Origin of the sequence: Streptomyces sp. NPDC005752 (assembly GCF_040630715.1) — a bacterium.
GTDB lineage: Bacteria > Actinomycetota > Actinomycetes > Streptomycetales > Streptomycetaceae > Streptomyces.
Genome location: NZ_JBEXYB010000035.1, coordinates 1 through 18,763 on the forward strand (window position 1 = coordinate 1; position 18,763 = coordinate 18,763).

General features: G+C 69.6%; 15 protein-coding genes, 2 tRNA genes, 1 other RNA gene and 1 pseudogene. 14 read left to right on the forward strand and 5 right to left on the reverse strand.

Annotated elements, in window-relative coordinates:
- Window positions 1-104, forward strand: a pseudogene (locus ABZ441_RS26065) (IS481 family transposase); the annotation flags it as partial.
- On the opposite strand, the gene ABZ441_RS26070 reads toward ABZ441_RS26065, so the two are convergent.
- Window positions 85-720: a DnaB-like helicase N-terminal domain-containing protein gene (locus ABZ441_RS26070; RefSeq protein WP_358978442.1), complete on the reverse strand. Its 636-nt coding sequence runs from the start codon at window positions 718-720 to the stop codon at window positions 85-87. The pseudogene ABZ441_RS26065 and the gene ABZ441_RS26070 overlap by 20 nt on opposite strands.
- Window positions 721-986: 266 nt before the next feature.
- On the opposite strand from ABZ441_RS26070, the gene ABZ441_RS26075 reads away from it, so the two are divergent.
- The 7 genes from ABZ441_RS26075 (at window position 987) to ABZ441_RS26105 (ending at window position 6,584) form a co-directional block, all read left to right on the forward strand.
- The gene (locus ABZ441_RS26075) at window positions 987-1,532 is read left to right on the forward strand and encodes a helix-turn-helix transcriptional regulator (RefSeq protein ID WP_355287967.1); all 546 of its coding nucleotides are present in this window, start codon (window positions 987-989) and stop codon (window positions 1,530-1,532) included.
- Between the two features lie 130 nt (window positions 1,533-1,662).
- Window positions 1,663-1,962, forward strand: a complete 300-nt coding sequence (locus ABZ441_RS26080; RefSeq protein WP_358978445.1) for a helix-turn-helix domain-containing protein — start codon at window positions 1,663-1,665, stop codon at window positions 1,960-1,962.
- Window positions 1,959-3,725 (forward strand): site-specific integrase, encoded by a 1,767-nt coding sequence (locus ABZ441_RS26085; protein WP_358978447.1) that lies wholly within the window; start codon window positions 1,959-1,961, stop codon window positions 3,723-3,725. Before ABZ441_RS26080 ends, ABZ441_RS26085 begins: the two co-directional genes overlap by 4 nt.
- Before the next feature lie 52 nt (window positions 3,726-3,777).
- Window positions 3,778-4,290, forward strand: a complete 513-nt coding sequence (locus ABZ441_RS26090; protein ID WP_030594937.1) for a hypothetical protein — start codon at window positions 3,778-3,780, stop codon at window positions 4,288-4,290.
- A gap of 177 nt (window positions 4,291-4,467) precedes the next feature.
- Entirely contained in the window at window positions 4,468-5,520 is a 1,053-nt protein-coding gene (locus ABZ441_RS26095) for a hypothetical protein (protein WP_358978450.1), read from the forward strand.
- A gap of 37 nt (window positions 5,521-5,557) precedes the next feature.
- Complete coding sequence (locus tag ABZ441_RS26100) at window positions 5,558-5,983, forward strand: hypothetical protein (protein ID WP_358978452.1); 426 nt, start codon at window positions 5,558-5,560, stop codon at window positions 5,981-5,983.
- Window positions 5,976-6,584 (forward strand): hypothetical protein, encoded by a 609-nt coding sequence (locus tag ABZ441_RS26105; protein WP_358978454.1) that lies wholly within the window; start codon window positions 5,976-5,978, stop codon window positions 6,582-6,584. The genes ABZ441_RS26100 and ABZ441_RS26105 overlap by 8 nt, the downstream gene beginning before the upstream one ends.
- Before the next feature lie 335 nt (window positions 6,585-6,919).
- Here the strand turns inward: ABZ441_RS26105 and ABZ441_RS26110 are convergent, their stop codons facing one another.
- From ABZ441_RS26110 to ABZ441_RS26120, 3 genes are all read right to left on the reverse strand, one after another.
- Window positions 6,920-7,645: a PaeR7I family type II restriction endonuclease gene (locus tag ABZ441_RS26110; RefSeq protein ID WP_358978456.1), complete on the reverse strand. Its 726-nt coding sequence runs from the start codon at window positions 7,643-7,645 to the stop codon at window positions 6,920-6,922.
- Between the two features lie 11 nt (window positions 7,646-7,656).
- Entirely contained in the window at window positions 7,657-9,333 is a 1,677-nt protein-coding gene (locus ABZ441_RS26115; protein ID WP_358978458.1) for an Eco57I restriction-modification methylase domain-containing protein, read from the reverse strand.
- Between the two features lie 304 nt (window positions 9,334-9,637).
- A tRNA-Ser gene (locus ABZ441_RS26120) sits at window positions 9,638-9,725 on the reverse strand.
- Window positions 9,726-9,856: 131 nt separating this feature from the next.
- Here ABZ441_RS26120 and ffs point away from each other — a divergent pair.
- From ffs to ABZ441_RS26150, 6 genes are all read left to right on the forward strand, one after another.
- Window positions 9,857-9,953: signal recognition particle sRNA small type (gene ffs, locus ABZ441_RS26125), an RNA gene on the forward strand.
- A gap of 79 nt (window positions 9,954-10,032) precedes the next feature.
- Window positions 10,033-12,255 carry a DNA polymerase III subunit gamma and tau gene (locus ABZ441_RS26130; RefSeq protein ID WP_358978460.1) on the forward strand — a complete coding sequence of 741 codons (2,223 nt, stop codon included), beginning with the start codon at window positions 10,033-10,035 and terminating at the stop codon, window positions 12,253-12,255.
- Between the two features lie 173 nt (window positions 12,256-12,428).
- Entirely contained in the window at window positions 12,429-13,682 is a 1,254-nt protein-coding gene (gene purD / locus ABZ441_RS26135; protein ID WP_358978462.1) for a phosphoribosylamine--glycine ligase, read from the forward strand.
- A gap of 336 nt (window positions 13,683-14,018) precedes the next feature.
- Window positions 14,019-15,719, forward strand: coding sequence for a hypothetical protein (locus ABZ441_RS26140; RefSeq protein WP_358978464.1), 1,701 nt, complete (start codon window positions 14,019-14,021; stop codon window positions 15,717-15,719).
- A gap of 210 nt (window positions 15,720-15,929) precedes the next feature.
- Complete coding sequence (locus ABZ441_RS26145) at window positions 15,930-17,393, forward strand: N,N-dimethylformamidase beta subunit family domain-containing protein (protein WP_358978466.1); 1,464 nt, start codon at window positions 15,930-15,932, stop codon at window positions 17,391-17,393.
- Window positions 17,394-17,666: 273 nt separating this feature from the next.
- Complete coding sequence (locus ABZ441_RS26150) at window positions 17,667-18,593, forward strand: phosphoribosylaminoimidazolesuccinocarboxamide synthase (RefSeq protein ID WP_358978468.1); 927 nt, start codon at window positions 17,667-17,669, stop codon at window positions 18,591-18,593.
- Between the two features lie 41 nt (window positions 18,594-18,634).
- On the opposite strand, the gene ABZ441_RS26155 is transcribed toward ABZ441_RS26150, so the two are convergent.
- Window positions 18,635-18,710, reverse strand: a tRNA-Gly gene (locus tag ABZ441_RS26155).
- Between the last annotated feature and the right edge of the window lie 53 nt (window positions 18,711-18,763).

Sequence of the window (18,763 nt, forward strand, 5' to 3'; positions counted from 1 at the left end):
ACCCCGCCTGGCTCCACACCTACAATCACCACCGCGGACACACCGCACTCAAGGGCCAACCACCCGCCAGCCGCGTCCCCAACCTCACAGGGCAGTACACCTAGTGCCCCAGAGAGGTTCGGTGTCAGTGCCGGTCTCGGTGACGAAGCGCCATCCGTCGGTGATGAACCGGGAGAGTCGGCCCTGTCCCGAGACCAGCGCACGCTCGCGCTCCGCCTGGACCTCTGCCTTTACCTCGCTGCGGATGGCATCCGGATCGGCGCCCGGCTCCATCGCCTGCTGAGCGGTCCGGATGCCGGAGGCGCGCAGACGCCTGAGGTCGGCCATCGTGCGCACGATGCCCGCGTAGTAGGCGGCGCTGCTGGCGGAGGGCACGGCGTCGGCGAGCTGGTGGACGTACACCACACCGCCGACCCGCTCCAGGTTGTCCTGGGCGCGCAGCTGGTGCGACAGGACGATGGGGTCGGTCGGCTTGTCCTCGCTGTGCAGGGCGAGGATTGCACGCCAGACCGTCTCGTGTGCGGGGCGGTAGAAATCGGCTGCGTCGAGCAGCAGGCGTACTTCGTCGATCACCGCGCCCTTGTGCATGCAGGCCCCCAGCACGGCGGCCTCGGCGTCGACGTCGTGCGGCGGAACCGCGGTGAGGTCGCCGGCCGTGGGCTGGCGGCCGGTTCCCGCGAGGTGTGGCGCGGTCGGCCGGGGTTCGTCCATACTGGACATTGAGCTCCTCAACTTGCGGGCCGTACGGGACGGCGAATCCCAGGCCACGCGGGTCAATCGTTCAGGGATGGGCGGTTACGAGAGTTCGTGCTTGGCCCCCGACGTTCGTAGCGTCGGGGGCTTTTTGCGTTCACCGCCGTTCGAGGGCGGACGTCTACAGTACCTGACGTTTTCGGAAGCGCAACGGTTGCATTTGGCTCCGGAATGGTGTTTAGTTTTCACCATCGCCCCGGCTGTCCGTCGGGCCCCAGCAAGGAGGTGCAGTGATGAGCAGTGACGAAGGCGCCTCCCGCGCGGGGCCGGACCGGCCGCCAGCCGAGGAGCATGTCGCGGAGCGGATCAAGCTCGAACGCGAGGCACGCGGGTGGAGCACGGTCACGCTGGCCGAGCGAATGGCAGACGCTGGCCACCCGGTCAACCAGTCCGCGATCTGGCGCATCGAGAGCGGCAAGCCCCGCCGCCGGGTCAACCTCGATGAGGCGCTCGGCTTCTGCAAGGTCTTCGACCTGACCTTCGACGAGCTGACCAGCCCCCCCGGCCAGCTCGCCAACCCGCTGGTCCGTCGTCTCGTCGGCGACTATGTCGCGAGATGGAAGGAATGGCGGGCCCTGGGCAAGGACATGCGCCGGATCCAGGACGAACTCGCGGCGTACACGGACGCCAATCCCAACCAGGAAGACATGGTCAAGGCTCTGCTGACCCACGAGCTGACCATCGCCTCGAACGGCGAGTTCCATCACCACCTCGGAGCGCCAACTCGGCTTCGCAGCTATCTCGGCGAGCGCATGGACGCGCCGTCCGAACAGAGCTGACTCGGCCCCTCGCTGCTACGAACAGCGAGGGCCTGCCGTCTCCGGTTCCTTCTCTTCACGCCCATCCCTGAACGACTCGCCGGCCTACCGGGATTCGCCGTCCCGTGGCCTGCCAGGAGAGGACCCTCCCTTGCACCGAAGCGAACTTCCGCTTGCCCTGATAGCCGACCTGCTGGACGTCCCCGAGGACGACCTGCGGAACCTGATCTCCGAACGTAGGCCCGCCCAAGACGAGACCACCCTTGTCGCCCTCACCGTCGCCGAGGCCGCGCGACGGATCGGCATCGGCCGCACGAAGCTGTACGAGTACGTCACCTCCGGCGAGATCGCCTCGGTGAAGATCGGCAGCTTGCGCCGCATACCAGTAGAGGCGGTGAACGACTTCCTGGCTCGGCGCCTCACGGCCAGCGACTTTGGGGCCGCAGCATGACTCGGGGCGAGTCGGCGAATAGCCGTCAGCCCAACGGAGCTTCCAGCATCTATCTCGGCAAGGACGGCCGCTGGCATGGCCGTGTCACCGTCGGCGTGAAAGATGACGGCAAGCCCGACCGCCGTCACGTCAGCCGCAAGACCCGAGCCGAGGTCACCAAGGTCGTACGGGAGCTGGAGCGGCAACGAGACAAGGGTTCGGTCCGCAAGGCCGGACAGAGCTGGACGCTGGAGACCTGGCTTACCCACTGGGTCGAAAACATTGCCGCGCCGAACGTCTCCGAGAACACCATCGACGGCTACCGCGTCGCGGTGAATCACCACCTCATCCCCGGCCTCGGTGCACACCGCTTGAAGAAGCTGGAGCCGGAACACCTGGAGCGCTTCTACAAGAAGATGCAGGAGACCGGCAGCGCCGCAGGCACCGCCCACCAGGTACACCGCACCCTCCGTACCGCTCTCAACGAGGCCGTGCGCCGAGGGCACGCCATCCGGAATCAGGCAACGATCGCGAAGGCCCCACGCCTCGAAGAGGACGAAGTCGAGCCGTACTCGGTCGAGGAGGTACAGCGCCTCTTGGCGGAGGCAGGGAAACACCGCAATGCGGCCCGCTGGGTCATTGCCCTGGCGCTCGGTCTCCGTCAGGGCGAGGTCCTCGGTATGCAGTGGACCGACGTCGACTTCGAGCTCGGGGTCATCCGCGTCCGACGAGGACGCCTGCGGCCCCGCTACGAGCACGGCTGCGGCAACCGCTGCGGGCGCAAGCCCGGCTTCTGCCCGCAGAAGATCAACGTTCGGCGCGAGACCAAGAGCGTGAAGTCACGGGCCGGGCAGCGGCCAATCGGCGTTCCTGACGAGCTGATGACCCTGCTCTGCCGGCACAAGGAGGAGCAGGGCCGAGAGCGCGCTCTCGCTCGTGACCTCTGGACGGAGAAGGAGTACGTCTTCACCTCGCCGGTCGGCGAACCCCTGAACCCGAACACCGACTTTCACCGGTGGAAGGACCTACTGAAGGCTGCGGGGGTTCGCGACGGCCGCCTTCACGACGCCCGCCACACGGCGGCCACGGTCCTGCTCATCCTCGGGATCTCCGACGCCGTCGTCGACAGCATCATGGGCTGGGAGCCCGGCAAGTCCTCACGGATGCGCCGCCGCTACCAGCACATGACCGGCCCCGTCCTGCAGCAGACTGCTGCCAAGATCGGAGCCCTGCTCTGGGCCGTGCCTGCGGACGCCGCGGAGGAGGTTGGCTCCCGTGCCGCCGTGCGCTCCGGCCCTGCCTCGGTCGACTCAGCTGTCTACCTCGCTGACCTTGGCGGCCGACGCCTGGCCTTCGCCGCCCGCGAGCACGCGGAGCAAGTGATTGCCCAGTGGAGCGAGGACCGGCCAGACCAGGCTGTACAGGTCGAGGAGATGGGGCGGGAACACTGGGAGGCCGAGGCGGGAGGTGGAGCCCAGCTCATCCGCCATGAGGTTCCCGACCGCCGAATGGTGCACCACGCTCATGCCGTGTTCCTGACGGGAGGTGAACGGCTCAACGTCGGGAGTCCTGCCCGATGGTCAACATGGGCCTGGGACTTCGAGCCCGATCTGTACACGGACCTGCCAGTCCGCTGGCACACTTCTCGTCGGCCAGGCCAGGAGATCGAGGCCCACGTGCGGGGCACGGACGAGAACGCGGTCTCGTCGGCCTACGGGGAGGCGTGCGCACAGGCTGTGGACCGGGCGCGTAATCCCGCCACGTACGGCGATGGGCAGAGTTAACGGCCCGCAGCGCGGAAGAACGCGCTGCGAAGAGCGATGGAGGCCCCACGGCATGAAGTACAAGAACGAAGCCGAGATCATGCGCGCGCTCGGGATCGACACCTGGAGGCATCTCTCCAAGGAGAAAGCGGTCAAGTTCGCGGCCATGATGCCTGACATGGACACCGAAGTGGCCATGAAGATCGTCGAACAGTTCCCCGAGTTCAGGAAGTTCGCCACGGATGCCTTCGGAGCCATCGAGAAGGCCCACGAGGCCACTCTCGCGGACGGCAGGCATAGCCTGGATCAGGTCTACCAGGCCCTCCGGGAGAACCGCGTGATCTTCGAGCGAGAACTCCACAGAGGCGACCTGACCTGGGAACAGAGGAAGCACCTCCTCGAACTCATACAGGAAACGGCAAGACTTGCTTCTCAGAAGGACTCTGAGCACAAGCGCCACGTGGACGGTCTACTGAAGAAGGTCATGGTCGGTGTCGGTTCCGGGCTGGCTCTGGCTGTGGTCTTCGTCGGAGGCCGGATCCTGACCCAGGGCAAGGAAGAACCCGATGACTCTGGGGAGTCGTGAGACCTGGCGGCGCCGGTCCTTGACCTCGGTGACCGTCTTATCGACCGGGCCGCGCTGGGCTGTGACTCCCGCTCAGAACGGGGGCGTTGTCAGTGGCGTGCGTCAGACTCGGAGCACGGTACACACCCGTGCCGGCTGTCTGTCCACGCACCGCACCCTCGCCCGCAAGGAACGGTCATGGCGCATCTGCACAATCAGTTCGACGACCTGCTTACTCTGATCAACGTAGATCCCGACGTCCTCGCGGCGACGCGCGAACGTCTGGTGCTGGCGCGCAGGTTGGCCGAGCAGCACCCCGAGGGCCGTATGTCGTACAGCTCGGGTTCGATCCCCGTTCGCACCCACATTCAGCCGCACGCGGGAGCCGTCAGCGATGGGGACGGCGGGATCATCCTGGACCGTGTCCAGCACCCGGAGCTTGGTCCTGACGGAGAAGGGGAGGCTCCACACACCATCACCGACGAACTTGTCGCGTTCATCGGCCCGAAGCTCCGCGACCCGGAGCGCACCCCGTTCTACCCCAAGGCGCGGGTGTGCACGTCCCGGCGGGGCCTCAAGATTCACTTCGGCGCCCCGGTCAACGGCACGGATGTCACGGTCGATCTCATCGTGGCGCTGCGCCGCCGTGATGGGCGCGGGCTGTGGATCCCCGACCTGGAGCAGGCCCCGGGCTCCGCAAAGGCATGGAGTGCGAGCGACCCTCAGGGCCACGTAGAGCTGCTGACGTCCGGCGCCGACGCCCTGCGGCGCACCCGGCGCCGCGCCATCCGCATCCTCAAGGCGTGGAATGCTCAGGCCGCGAAGCCGGGCTTCTCCTCACACCAACTCTCCGTCTGGGCTTACGAGTTCGTCGAGCCGAGAATGGGCCTCGTCAGCGCCGTCCACACGGTGCTGCTGAAGGCCACCCTGCGCCTTCAGCGCGGCGAGTCGACCAAGGATCCGCGCTCCGTCTCGCCCGACCTCAAGCCGCTGATCCCCGACGCGGATGCCGAGCGACGGCTACGGGTCGCGGCCGACAGGCTCGCGAAGGCCATAGCCGACCCCGACGATGTAGACACGGTGGCGGAGGTCCTGGAGTACCTCTTCCCCAAGACGATGCGTGAACGTGAGCGCGCCTTCTCCGCCGCGTCCTCTCCCCTGAGCACCACTGCCAGCCTCGGTCTCGCGGGTGCGAGCCTGCTCATCCCGAAGACGCGCTCGTGGCGGGAGGACACGGCCGTTGAGGGGTGACGGGCGTCCTGCGCGGCGTCCTTGGTTCGCACGTCCGATGGCCCGCGCCGAGCTGCTGACCGGGATGCGCTCAACGGGGCTCGACGCGCGCGAGGTGGACAAACCTGCCGACTTCGCGTCCGGTTTCACTGTCCAGGTCTACCCGCACGTTCGGATCCTGCCCTCACACAGTCTCCGGATCGCCTTCGCCGCCAGCGATCCGGCATTCCCTCGCGTCCACGCACGCGGACCCGACTGCCCCGCTCACCGCAACCCCGACGGTTCCCTTTGCCTCTGGTACCCGAAGGACGCGCCCTCGCGCCGCTGGTCGCCCGGTGACGGCGGGCGGGTCCTCGTCGCGATCATCGTCCGCCATCTGCGATGGGAATCTGCCTATCGCGCCACCAACATCTGGCCGGGCTTCGAAGCACCCCACGGCCACGGTTCGCCGGGCCTCGACGAACAGGACCACATCATTGGCTGACGCGATCAAAGTCTTCGGCCCCTACGCCGCTGTTTTCGCCGCACTCGTGACCGGCCTCGTCCTCGGCCTCCAGGCGCGGATTGGCCGTCGCGCCCAGCTGCAGGAGCGGAAGCAGGAATTGTTCGCGAGCGCGTACGAGGCGAGCATCCAGTACGCGGAGATGGCTTACGCCGTGCGGCGCCGCCGCGCGGACGCTGCCGCCGAGGAGCGGGTCCGCCTGTCGGAGCAGCTGCGAGAGATTCAGTCCAGACTGACCTGGCACGAGGCGTGGGTCCGCTTCGAGGCTCCGGAGGTGGGCGCCGCGTATGACGAACTCGTCGCCCGTACGCGGACGGTGGCCGGGCAGAGCATGAAGGATGCGTGGCTCTCGCCCCCAGGGGCGGACGACACGGCGATGGTGATCCCGACGTCGGTGATCGACCTGCGGGCGCTGGCGGATGTCCGCGAACGCTACATGGCCGCGGTGGAAGCGCACCTTCGCCCCCGGGGCCGCGCCCGCCGCCTTTTCCCGCGCCCGCGCCGCGCCATGCCACCCCGACCCGTGCCTGCTCCCCCGGCCGGTGGGACGACCCCCGGCGGCCCCGTCGGCGGCTCGCCGTGAGACGAAATACACGCACACCCCCGCCTCCGGCCGGCACTGGCCCTGGACCCACGTGATCATCGACGCCCTCGAACGGCTCGCTCTCCTACCGAACCCCGGGTGACCAGCAGGTCTCCCCGTTCCCACGCGAGCCCTTCACCCGGAGCAGTGGAACCCCGCGCCACCCCGAGACGACATTTGGGCCCCCGACCTGCACCCTCTACCCACCACACGAAACGGCCGACCGACTCCGCGGCGGACCGTCAAGCAAGATCGAGGTTAGGGACCTCGCCCCTGCGAAGGCATCCGAATGCGGGGCCTCGACCAGATCGGTCGGGGCCCGCTCGTCCTTTTTCCTAGCAGGGAAGCCCGAGCTCCTTCAGATACGTGAGGCGGGCGTTTATGGCAGCCGAGAAGTGCCGCCAGTCAAGGCTGTTCACCAGTTCGACGGGCTTGGGGTCCTCGGCTGAGGATGTGACATAGCAAGCGGCGTCGTACAGCTGCTCGGCCACAAGGCGCTCACAGAAGATCCCAAATCGGCCTTGATACGAAGTGCCGTGCCAGATTGAATCGGCAGGCAGCGCGCCCTCCGCGATGCTGACCGGTCTCCGCGATCCGCTGCCGTCCTCCATGATGAAGAAGTAGCCGAGCCAGGGCTTCTCCTTCGGATACAGCTCAGCCAAGGCGGCCCGTCGCAGATCCACCGCGCTGCCGAGCGCTTCCTCAACCCGGTTGTTGTAGTTATTTCCGAACGACGGCCCGCCGAGTGCCTTCAGCTCGAACGCCGCAACCAGCACACCCTCGTGAACCACTACGAGGTCCCACTGCTTCTGGGGGCGGTAGTAACCAGGGAGTTCCAGACCTTGCTTCTTGGTGACCCGGATGCTCTCGGGCGGGTAGCCCGCTTCGAGGAAGAACTTGGACAGGAGGATCGCGATCGCATCGAAGTGTTTGCCACCGCGTACGGATCCGGCTGTGCCGGCGCCGACCGCAGCCTTGATCGCGGACTGCTCCCGCTGCAACTGCTTGGCGCCCCAGTAGGTCGCTATCGCGTCCTCGAAGTCCTGGCGGGTGACCGTCAAGATCTGTTCTCCTAGTCAGGAAGCTCGGCAAGTCCGTAGACGCGCAGGGCGGCCTCCGTGGCAGCCCTCACGTCTCGCTTGTCGAAAGCTGCCGACAGGGCTTCTCGGTCCCGCTCGCTGATCGCTGCAGGGTCAGGTACGCGGATCTTGCGGAGGTACTGAGCCTGGAAGCGGAGGGTCCCCCCTCGCATCTTGACTGCGTACGCCTCCACGAAGGCTTCTGCGACTTTGGAGAGCAGCAGACCACCCAGTACGCGCATGTCCCAGACGTCCGAGACGATGAAGTACAGGTTGTGGTGAGGGTACAGTCCGCCCTCGTCGAGTACCGGATGGATCGTCAGCTTCATGTCCGGGAGCAGCAGCTTGGGCCGCCGAGTCAGCGCGTGGTCGACCTTGTCGATGGTCTTGTACCAGCGGTGTGGCTGCTTGACCGCCACGTAGCGCTTGCGCAACGAGGCTTCGTGTTCGTCGAGATACTTGGCAAGCCGGGGATACGCGGCGAGGTCGACCAGATCGCCGTTGGCCGTCCAGGGGTTGACCAGGTAGGTGCCGTTCCAGTTGAGCATGCCGCTCGTGGTGTCACGGACCATGGCCATCGGCAGGAGCCGGTCGTCTTCGATCAACGTGTCGTCGTCGGTGAGGAAGACCTTGTCCGCTCCCGTGGCGATGCCGATGCCGACTCGGGTACCGGACTTCTTGCTCTCAAGCAGGTCGAAGCGCTCTGTCAGTTCCTCGAGGACTGCCAGTCGTGCAGGTGAAGCACTTGGCCAGGAGTCCTCGTCCGGGAACCAGTGCGGCATCCGAGCGGCCTGGAACGCTTGTGTCGTGACCGACTCTGTCTGGTCGGTCGCGTACCAGCGTGCGAAGGCGGTGGCCTCAGGAGCACCGAAGGCTCGCGTGGTGTCCGCTGCCACAGCGGTGCCTTGGGGCCGCTTGCTGATCAGCGTGATGGCGGGGTACGCGGAGACCTGGTCGTCGAAGGCGTCGACATCGTGCATGACCAGAGCCAGGTCCATGCTGAAGCTCTTGGTCACCAGCTGGCGCAACTGCCGGCCGTACTGATTGCGCATCCAACGGTCCGCGCAGATGAAGCCCAGCTGTCCGCCTGCCCCGAGGCTTCGAAGGGCGACTTCGAAGAAGCCGACGTAGACGTCTGCGCGGCCGCCCATGGTGGGACACGCGTGACGATAGACAGCCATCCTGTCCGCCGGGACATCCTCCAGGCGGATGTAGGGCGGGTTGCCGACCACGTAGTCCGCGTGCTGGGTCCCTTCGGGCTGGAGTAGGTAGTCACCTTGCTCGACCCAGGCCGCCGCCACCTGCTGGGCATCTCTGGGGTTCCAGCCGTCGTCGACCAAGTGCTTCTCGACGACTTCGCGGCTCCTGCGGACGTTGCGCTCCAGCAGATCGAGCGCACGCACGGCACCGCTTGCGTCAGTGATGGGACGGTTCTGCTCGCGGCAGGATGCGCTGATCCGCGAAGCCACGGCTCCTAGAAACGCTCCTGACCCGCAGGCCGGCTCCATGAGCTTCAGGTCGCAGAGGGCTTTGTCAGATGTGTAGCCCACGAGGTCGAGGATCAGATCGACGACCCAGCGCCGTGTGAACACCTCGCCGTGCTCCACGGCCTCCTCGGGGACCGAGGGGAGGGTGTGGAGGGCGGTGTCGAAGAACAGGGGAGTGGCCACGTCTTGACACTACTAGGGAGGATTTCGGCCACGAGAGTTATCCACAGGGGCGCTCGTGCTCAACGGAGTGATCTGTTCCATCTGTAGGGCATCAGGCTCGTGGGCCTCGTGGGATCGACATCCACTCGCACCCATGGTCAAACGAGAGCGCGCTCTGGCTCGTCGGCCTTGAGGGGGTGCACGGCGGAGGAGAGCGGACTAGCAACCGAGCCAACGCATCACCGCGGAGCAACTGAGACCACCAACGTCGAAGGCCCCCGCTGCGAGCATCGGGGGCCTTCGACGTATTGCCCGGTGAGAGCAATGGCGGAGGATACGAGATTCGAACTCGTGAGGGGTTGCCCCCAACACGCTTTCCAAGCGTGCGCCCTAGGCCACTAGGCGAATCCTCCGCGGCAAACAATACAAGACGTTGGAGGGTGCTCGCGAACACGTTCGCCGGAGATCGTTCCGGACCGTCCTCCGGAGGTGCGGGACCGGGGAGCGGGTGGACGGCAGGGGGCGGGGATCGGCTAAGGTGGGCGTCAGCCCCTCACGTGGCGCTATCTGACTGAACTCCCCCAGGGCCGGAAGGCAGCAAGGGTAGGTTGGCTCTGGCGGGTGCGTGGGGGGCCCTTGCGTGTCCGGGGTGTGGTGTCCCGCCGGGCGCGATGCCCGGGGCGGGGCCGGTTGTCGGTCCGCCCCGATAACCTCGTATGTGTGTCGTCCCTTGCGCTGTACCGCCGCTATCGCCCCGAGTCCTTCGCCGAGGTCATCGGTCAGGAGCATGTCACTGACCCGTTGCAGCAGGCCCTGAGGAACAACCGGGTCAACCACGCGTATCTGTTCAGCGGACCGCGCGGCTGTGGGAAGACGACCAGCGCGCGCATCCTCGCGCGCTGTCTGAACTGCGAGCAGGGCCCCACACCCACGCCCTGCGGGGAGTGCCAGTCCTGCCAGGACCTCGCGCGCAACGGGCCTGGTTCGATCGACGTGATCGAGATCGACGCCGCGTCGCACGGAGGCGTCGACGACGCCCGTGACCTGCGGGAGAAGGCCTTCTTCGGGCCCGCCTCGAGTCGGTACAAGATCTACATCATCGACGAGGCGCACATGGTCACCCCGGCCGGGTTCAACGCCCTGCTGAAGGTCGTCGAGGAGCCGCCGGAGCATCTCAAGTTCATCTTCGCGACCACCGAGCCCGAGAAGGTCATCGGCACGATCCGGTCGCGTACGCACCACTATCCCTTCCGGCTGGTTCCGCCCGGGACGCTGCGCGGTTACCTCGCCGAGGTGTGCGGCAAGGAGAACAGTTCCGTCGAGGACGGTGTGCTGCCGCTCGTGGTCCGCGCCGGCGCGGGATCCGTGCGTGACTCGATGTCCGTCATGGACCAGCTGCTGGCCGGCGCGGGCGACGACGGTGTGACATACGCCATGGCGACCTCGCTCCTCGGCTATACGGACGGCTCCCTGCTGGACTCCGTCGTGGACGCCTTCGCGGCGGGTGACGGGGCGGCGGCCTTCGAGGTCGTGGACCGGGTGGTCGAGGGCGGCAACGACCCCCGGCGCTTCGTCGCGGACCTGCTGGAGCGGCTGCGTGACCTGGTGATCCTGGCCGCCGTGCCGGATGCCGGGGACAAGGGGCTGATCGACGCCCCCGCCGATGTGGTGGAGCGGATGCAGGCACAGGCGTCCGTCTTCGGCGCCGCGGAGCTGAGCCGCGCGGCCGATCTGGTCAACGAAGGGCTCACCGAGATGCGCGGGGCGACCTCGCCCCGGCTCCAGGTGGAGCTGATCTGCGCCCGCGTGCTGCTGCCCGCAGCCTTCGACGACGAGCGTTCGCTCCAGGCCCGGCTGGACCGGCTGGAGCGCGGCGCGTCATTCGCCGCGGCCGGCCCCGGCCCCGCCCTGGGGTACGCACCGGGGCCGGAGGCCCATGGAGCGGGTGTCGGGATGCCCGCCGGAAGCGCGGGAGGCGTCGGAGGCCCCGCCGCGGCCCGGGCTGCGGAGGCGGCTGCTGGTCCCGAGTTCCAGCAGTCCCAGCCGGCCGCACCGCAGGAAGCGCCCCAGCCCCAGGCCCAGGCCCAGCCCCAGCCCCAGGCCCAGCAGCCCCAGCCCCAGGCGCCCGCAGGCCAGCGCCCCGGGGCCTGGCCCTCGGCGGCCGGTGCCGGCAGTGGGGCGGGCGGTGCGGAACCGGCGCGCCGGCCCGGCGGCTGGCCGACAGCCTCCGCACCCGGTGGCGGCGTACCGCAGGCTCCCGTGCCGGCCGCCGCCCCTGCCCCGGCCGCCCCGGCTCCCGTCGCTCAGGCACCCGCGGCCGGCGGTCAGGACATGGCGCAGGGCGCCGCCCAGGTGCGGAACATGTGGCCGGACATCCTCGACGCCGTGAAGAACCGCCGGCGGTTCACCTGGATCCTCCTCAGCCAGAACGCCCAGGTCACCGGCTTCGACGGCAGCACCCTGCAGATCGGCTTCCTCAACGCCGGGGCTCGCGACACCTTCTCGAGCAGCGGAAGCGAGGAGGTGCTCAAGCAGGCCCTCGCCGAGCAGTTCAACGCCAAGTGGCGGGTCGACGCGGTCGTCGACCCGTCGGGCGGTGGCGGCCAGCCCGCGCAGGGCGGCGGAGGCGGCGGCAGGCCTCCTGCCGCCCCGTACCAGCCTCCGCCCGCGCCGCCGGCTCCGTCGTACGAGTCCCGGCCGGCCGCCCCCGCACAGCAGACTCCGCCGGCGGCGCAGCAGCCCCCGCCGCAGCAGCCCGGGCGGCCGGAGCAGCAGCAGTCCTCCTACGACCGGGCGGCCCCCGAGCCGCCTCGGTCGGTCGCGCCCGAGGACGACACCGCCGAGGCGGACGATCCCGATCTGGTCGACTCCGCGCTCTCCGGGCACGACCTGATCGTCCGGGAGCTCGGCGCCACGGTCGTCGAGGAGTTCACCAACGAGTAGCGGGCCACCGACCCGCTGCCCGGGGGCGCGGCACGGACGACGGGTGTCCGGGACACCGGTGGACGGCGGGTCGACGACGCGGAGCGGACTCCGCGACCCGTATCCCCTCCCCGGGCTGTCCACGGACCGGCGCCCGTCGAGACCCCCGGCCCCCGGCGGCTAGGCTGCACCCCGTGAAGGTCCTCGTCATCGGCGGCGGCGCCCGCGAACACGCCCTGTGCCGCTCTCTCTCCCTCGACCCCGATGTCACCGCTCTGTACTGCGCCCCCGGCAACGCCGGAATCGCAGAGGTGGCCGAACTGCACCCGGTCGACGCACTCGACGGCGATGCCGTCGCGCGCCTCGCCACCGAGCTGGGCGCCGAGCTGGTGGTCGTCGGCCCGGAGGCGCCGCTCGTCGCCGGTGTCGCCGACGCCGTGCGTGCGGCCGGTATCCCCTGCTTCGGCCCCTCGGGCGAGGCCGCCCGGCTGGAGGGCTCCAAGGCGTTCGCCAAGGACGTCATGGCCGGTGCCAACGTCCCGACCGCCCGCAGCTACGTCTGCACGACGCCCGAAGAGATCGACGAGGCCCTGGACGCCTTCGGCGCTCCGTACGTCGTGAAGGACGACGGTCTCGCGGCCGGCAAGGGCGTCGTCGTCACGGACGACGTCGAGGCCGCGCGTGCCCACGCCCTGGCCTGCGACCGTGTGGTCATCGAGGAGTTCCTCGACGGACCCGAGGTGAGCCTCTTCGCGATCACCGACGGCGTGACGGTGCTGCCGCTCCAGCCCGCCCAGGACTTCAAGCGCGCCCTGGACGGCGACGAGGGCCCGAACACCGGCGGCATGGGCGCGTACTCCCCGCTCCCGTGGGCCGACCCGAAGCTGGTCGACGAGGTCATGCGGACCGTCCTGCAGCCGACCGTCGACGAGCTCCGGCGCCGTGGCACCCCGTTCTCCGGGCTGCTCTACGCCGGCCTCGCGATCACCTCGCGTGGTGTACGGGTCATCGAGTTCAACGCCCGCTTCGGCGACCCCGAGACGCAGGTGGTCCTGGCCCGGCTGAAGACGCCGCTGGCCGGGATCCTGCTCGGGTCGGCCAACGGAACCCTGGACGTCCTGCCCCCGCTGACCTGGCGCGAGGACGCGGCCGTCACCGTGGTCATCGCCTCGCACAACTACCCGGGAACGCCTCGCACCGGAGACCCCATCGAGGGCCTCGCGGATGTCGTGGCGAAGGATGCACCGCACGCGTTCGTCCTGCACGCCGGCACCAGGCAGGACGGCGACGCGGTCGTCAGCGCCGGGGGACGCGTGCTCTCCGTCACGGCGAGCGGCAAGGACCTCTCACAGGCCCGTGAGCGTGCCTACACCGCGGTGGGCCGAATCCGGCTCGACGGCTCCCAGCACCGTACGGACATCGCCCGCAAGGCCGCCGAAGAAGCCTGAAACCTCTTCGTCCCCGTGTGCCCGGCCCTCCAGGGAGGTGCCGGGCACAGGCGTGTCCGGCATCCCTCCGTACGCGGGCGTGCGGGCTCTGCCCGTGCACCCGGTCGGGGCCGCGGTATCACTGAACCGCTGGGCGCCGACCCGTCAGCAGCTTTGCCCAAAGCCATTCCATCGGGTGACGGCTCGGCCATCCGGATGACGCCCGCCGAGGCCCCAACTAGGGTGCGGCGCAGGCATTCCGGCACTTGGCTCACCGGCATTGCGATGTCGGTGACGGGTGCCACAGTGGGGGAGTGACCAACACCGTCGCGGGGGCAGAGGGGGTGACGTCCAGCCGTGTCCGGTACCGGTTCGGTTGAGGAGCTGGGTGCGCACGCAGCGCGGGCCAGGGCCGTCGCTCTGCTGCGCATCCGTGGCAGGGCCTCGGCCCTGGCGATCCTGCCTGCGGCCGCGGCCGTGGTGCTGCTCGTCGCGAGCGCCCAGGGGCGCATCGCAGGGGTGTGGTCCACGGTCAGCTGGGCCGTGACGGCCTGCGCCGTCGTGGTCCTGCTGCTCGCCGCAGGGGTCGCCGTCGTGGTGGCCCGCGCGCGGCCCGCGGTCAGCCCGACCGTGCCCCTCGCCGAGACCGCTGCCCCCGATCTCTACCGGCTGGTCCGTGACCTCGCCGACCGGCTCGACGTCCCGGTGCCGTCGGCCGTGGAGCTGACGCCCGACTGCGACAGCTGGCTGGAGGACCGTACGCATCCCGCCGCGCAGCCGGGAATCGCGGGGGTCCGGCGGAGGAGACGGGTTCCCGCAGCGCCGGTGCTGGTGATCGGCTCCCCCTTCCTGTGGTGGATGAGGGTCGCCGAGCTGAGAGCGGTTCTCGCGCCGGTCGTCGCGGGCACCGGCCCGGCCGCGCACCCCGACATAGCCGCCGCCCGGCGCTTCGTCCGCGGGCTGGACGCCGCGGTCGCCGATGCCTCCCTGCCCGGCCGGGGCCGCGTGCGCGGGCTTCCCGCCGCCTTCGTGGGGTGGATCGCCCGCATGCTGTTGCGCGGCTGCCGCGATCACGCGGCGGAGATGGAGCGTTGCGTCGCCGCCGCGGCCTCGGGACGTGCGCAGGAGGTGGACTACGGGCTGCGGATCGCCGCCCAGGAGCAGGTGGGCCTGGCCTACGCCGGCTGGGACCGGCTGCTGACCCGGGTCGCGCTGCCCGCATGGCGGATGGGGCGCTGGCCCTCCCGGCTCGACGCCGGGGTCGTCTCCGCGCTGACCGAGCTCTCCCGGCGTGACCGGCTCGCCGAGGGCTTCACGTCCCGGCTGGGGGAGCGCCCCGCCTGCGATCTGATCGAGGAGCCGGGCGCGGCCGACGAGGCGGCTTCGCTGCTGGCCGCCCGGCTCTTCCACGGCGGGCCGACGGAGCCCGGACCCGGCTGGTCCCCCGTCGACTGGCAGCACTATCCGGAGGAGGTCGTGGACCGGAAGTGGCGTACCGAGGCCGCCCGCCTGCACCGGGTGCTCGACGCGATGGGTGTGGCCGTCAACGTCTCCGTGGGCGCACCGGACGCGTCAGCGGCCGACGGCTCCACGGTGCCCACGCTGGCGCGTGTGATCGACCACCTCACCACACCCGGCGCGGACAGCGAGGCACTCGCGGCCGGGATAGGCGCCGCCGTGGCCCGCGACGAGGAGAAGGCGACGCCGCGGCCCAGGGCCTCCGGTGGCGGTACCGGGCAGGAGGGCGTGGGCGGTGACGACCTCGACCTCTGGGGGCCCGTGCCGCTCCCGCTCTTCCCTCTCCAGCCGCCTCGTACGGGCACGGAGCTGCTCGCCGACCACGTCGTGGCGATGGTCTGCTGCGCGGCCGTGGACACGGCGGGGGCGGCGCCCGGACTGGACTGGCTCGACGGCCCCGCGCTGCTGGTCGACGGCGGCCGCAGGTCGGACCTCGGCGCACCCGTCCTCACGCTGGTCGAGGACGGCGACTCGGAGCCGCTGCTCTCCTGGCTCACCTCGGTGGGAGTGCGCACCGACAAACCCGTGCGCCTGGGCTGAGAGCGCGGCCGACGATCCGCCGACTGCACGGCCGTCCGTCCACATAGATGGCTAAATGTGCGGAATGTTCCGGCGATGTACGGAGAATCCGGCTCCGGGTGCGCCGATTCGCGACGAACGGTGACGGAGTGCGTGCGTAATGTGATGTGCTGAGGGCGGCGTCGGCGTCCGGCGCACAGGACGTGCCGGGGGACGAGGGAGGGGAGCGGTATGGGGGCGGAGCAGATCCGGCGGTGGGAATCGGGTGCCCTCGCGCATGCCGTGAGCGACCCCTTCGGGCAGGGACCGCTGCCCTGGCTGCGCGGCAGCGAGCACTACTTCGACGACACGGGCCAGGTCGTCCCCTGGTACGCGGCCCCCGAGCTCGGCCGCGGAGGAACGGGCGGCGGGACGCGTACCGCCGACGACGTCCGGCAGCAGATCAAGGGCTTCGTGTCCCCCGGCGCCGCGGCGCCCGGCGAGGCGATCGACTTCCACATCACCGTCGACCCGCCTCAGCAGTTCTCCGTCGACGTCTACCGCATCGGGCACTACGCGGGCGACGGAGCCGCCAAGATCACCACCAGCCCCCGTCTCTCCGGCATCGTCCAGCCGGCGCCGATGACGGCCGAGCGGACCGTCTCCTGCCATCACTGGTGGCTCTCCTGGAGGCTGCAGATCCCCAGCTACTGGTCGGTCGGCGCATACGTCGCCGTGCTGACCACTGCCGACGGCCACCGCTCGCACGTCCCTTTCACGGTCCGGGACGAACATCCGGCGGATCTGCTGCTCCTGCTGCCCGATGTCACCTGGCAGGCCTACAACCTCTATCCGGAGGACGGCCGGACGGGCGCCAGCCTCTACCACGCCTGGGACGAGCGGGGCCGGCTGCTGGGCGAGGAGGACGCCGCCGTCACCATCTCCTTCGACCGTCCGTACGCGGGTGCGGGCCTGCCCCTCCACGTCGGCCACGCCTACGACTTCATCCGCTGGGCCGAGCGCTACGGCTACGACCTCGCGTACGCCGACGCCCGCGACCTGCACGCCGGCCGTGTGGACCCCAGTCGCTACCGTGGCCTGGTCTTCCCAGGCCACGACGAGTACTGGTCGGTGCCGATGCGCCGCACGGCGGAGCTCGCCAGGGACTCCGGCACCTCGCTCGTCTTCCTCTCGGCGAACACCATGTACTGGCAGGTCGGTCTCGGCCCGTCCCCCTCCGGCAGCCCGGACCGCCTGCTCACCTGCCGCAAGCGCCGTGGCCCGGGGAAGTCCGCGCTGTGGCGTGAGATCGACCGCCCGGAGCAGCAACTGCTCGGCATCCAGTACGCGGGCCGGGTCCCCGACCCTCATCCGCTGGTGGTGCGCAACGCCGGGCACTGGCTGTGGGAAGCCACCGGGGCGGCGGAGGGCGACGAGATCGACGGCCTGGTCGCAGGCGAGGCCGACCGCTATTTCCCACGCACGGCCCTGCCCGAGCACGAGAGCCGCATGCTGCTCGCGCATTCTCCGTACACGGACGGCGAAGGGGCCACCCGGCACCAGGAGACCTCGCTGTACCGCGCCCCGTCGGGTGCGCTCGTCTTCGCCTCGGGCACCTTCGCCTGGTCCCCCGCGCTGGACCGCCCCGGCCATGTCGACCCCCGTATCCAGCGGGCCACGGCGAATCTGCTCGACCGGATCTGCAAGCGGGACTGAATCCCGGGTGCCGTACGCGAACGGTCCATGATGCTGCTGCGGACGTGAGCCCGTGGGGCTTTCCGACCGCGCGGTTCCACCTGGCGGTTGCGTGGGTGGGCGCAGGCCCTGCGTCGCCGAGTGAGGAAGCCGACGATGACGACGCGGATCGCGCCGGTCCGCGGACCCGCCGCGGATCGCGCTCCCTGTCCCACGGTGCGACCCCTGGCGGCGCGGCTCCTTCGCATGCGGGACAATCGGAACGACTCCTGGATCAACCTACGCGGAGGCAGCGTGTCCGGTTTCGTAGAAAAGCCCGAGCCCGTGCAGGTGCCGGGGCTCACCCACTTGCACACCGGCAAGGTGCGCGACCTGTACCGGAACGAGGCGGGTGACCTCGTGATGGTCGCCAGCGACCGCATGTCCGCGTACGACTGGGTCCTGCCCAGCGAGATTCCGGACAAGGGCCGTGTGCTCACCCAGCTGTCGCTGTGGTGGTTCGACCAGCTCGCCGACCTGGTTCCCAACCATGTGCTGTCGGCCGAGCTTCCCGCCGGTGCACCCGCCGACTGGGCCAGCCGGACCCTGATCTGCCGCTCGCTGCGGATGGTCCAGGTCGAGTGCGTGGCGCGCGGATATCTGACCGGCTCCGGCCTGACCGAGTACGACGCGACCCGCACGGTCTGCGGCCTCGCGCTGCCCGAGGGCCTCGTCGACGGCTCCGAGCTCCCGGCACCGATCTTCACCCCGGCCACGAAGGCCGCGGTCGGAGAGCACGACGAGAACGTGTCGTACGAGGAGGTCGCCCGGGAGGTCGGCCCCGAGACGGCGGCGGCGCTCCGCCGGACGACGCTCGACGTCTACGGCCGTGCCCGGGACGTCGCCCGTGAGCGCGGGATCATCCTCGCCGACACCAAGTTCGAGTTCGGCTTCGCGCCGACCGCGGACGGGGGAGAGGAGCTGATCCTCGCGGACGAGGTGCTGACGCCGGACTCCTCCCGCTTCTGGCCGGCCGAGGCATGGGAGCCCGGGAAGGCGCAGCCTTCCTACGACAAGCAGTTCGTGCGCGACTGGCTGACGTCGCCGGCCTCCGGCTGGGACCGTCACAGCGAGCAGCCGCCCCCGCCGCTGCCGCAGGAGATCATCGACGCGACCCGCGCCAAGTACCTGGAGGCGTACGAGCTTCTCACCGGCCTCAGGTGGCCGGTCGAGGGGAGCTGACGGAAGAAGGCCCCGGTCACGAGGACCGGGGCCTTCTTGTGTGGAGCGAACGACGAGGTTCGAACTCGCGACCTCAACCTTGGCAAGGTTGCGCTCTACCAGCTGAGCTACGTTCGCATGCGCCGTGGCGCGCTGCCTACTATACCCAACCTCTCTCGTGGTCGAGACGC

What these genes read in the sequence shown, in the direction of transcription:
- ABZ441_RS26070 (WP_358978442.1), bottom strand. Translation starts at nt 720, where the DNA reads ATGTCCAGTATGGACGAACCCCGGCCGACCGCGCCACACCTCGCGGGA.
- ABZ441_RS26075 (WP_355287967.1), top strand. Translation starts at nt 987, where the DNA reads ATGAGCAGTGACGAAGGCGCCTCCCGCGCGGGGCCGGACCGGCCGCCA.
- ABZ441_RS26085 (WP_358978447.1), top strand. Translation starts at nt 1,959, where the DNA reads ATGACTCGGGGCGAGTCGGCGAATAGCCGTCAGCCCAACGGAGCTTCC.
- ABZ441_RS26090 (WP_030594937.1), top strand. Translation starts at nt 3,778, where the DNA reads ATGAAGTACAAGAACGAAGCCGAGATCATGCGCGCGCTCGGGATCGAC.
- ABZ441_RS26095 (WP_358978450.1), top strand. Translation starts at nt 4,468, where the DNA reads ATGGCGCATCTGCACAATCAGTTCGACGACCTGCTTACTCTGATCAAC.
- ABZ441_RS26100 (WP_358978452.1), top strand. Translation starts at nt 5,558, where the DNA reads ATGGCCCGCGCCGAGCTGCTGACCGGGATGCGCTCAACGGGGCTCGAC.
- ABZ441_RS26145 (WP_358978466.1), top strand. Translation starts at nt 15,930, where the DNA reads ATGGGGGCGGAGCAGATCCGGCGGTGGGAATCGGGTGCCCTCGCGCAT.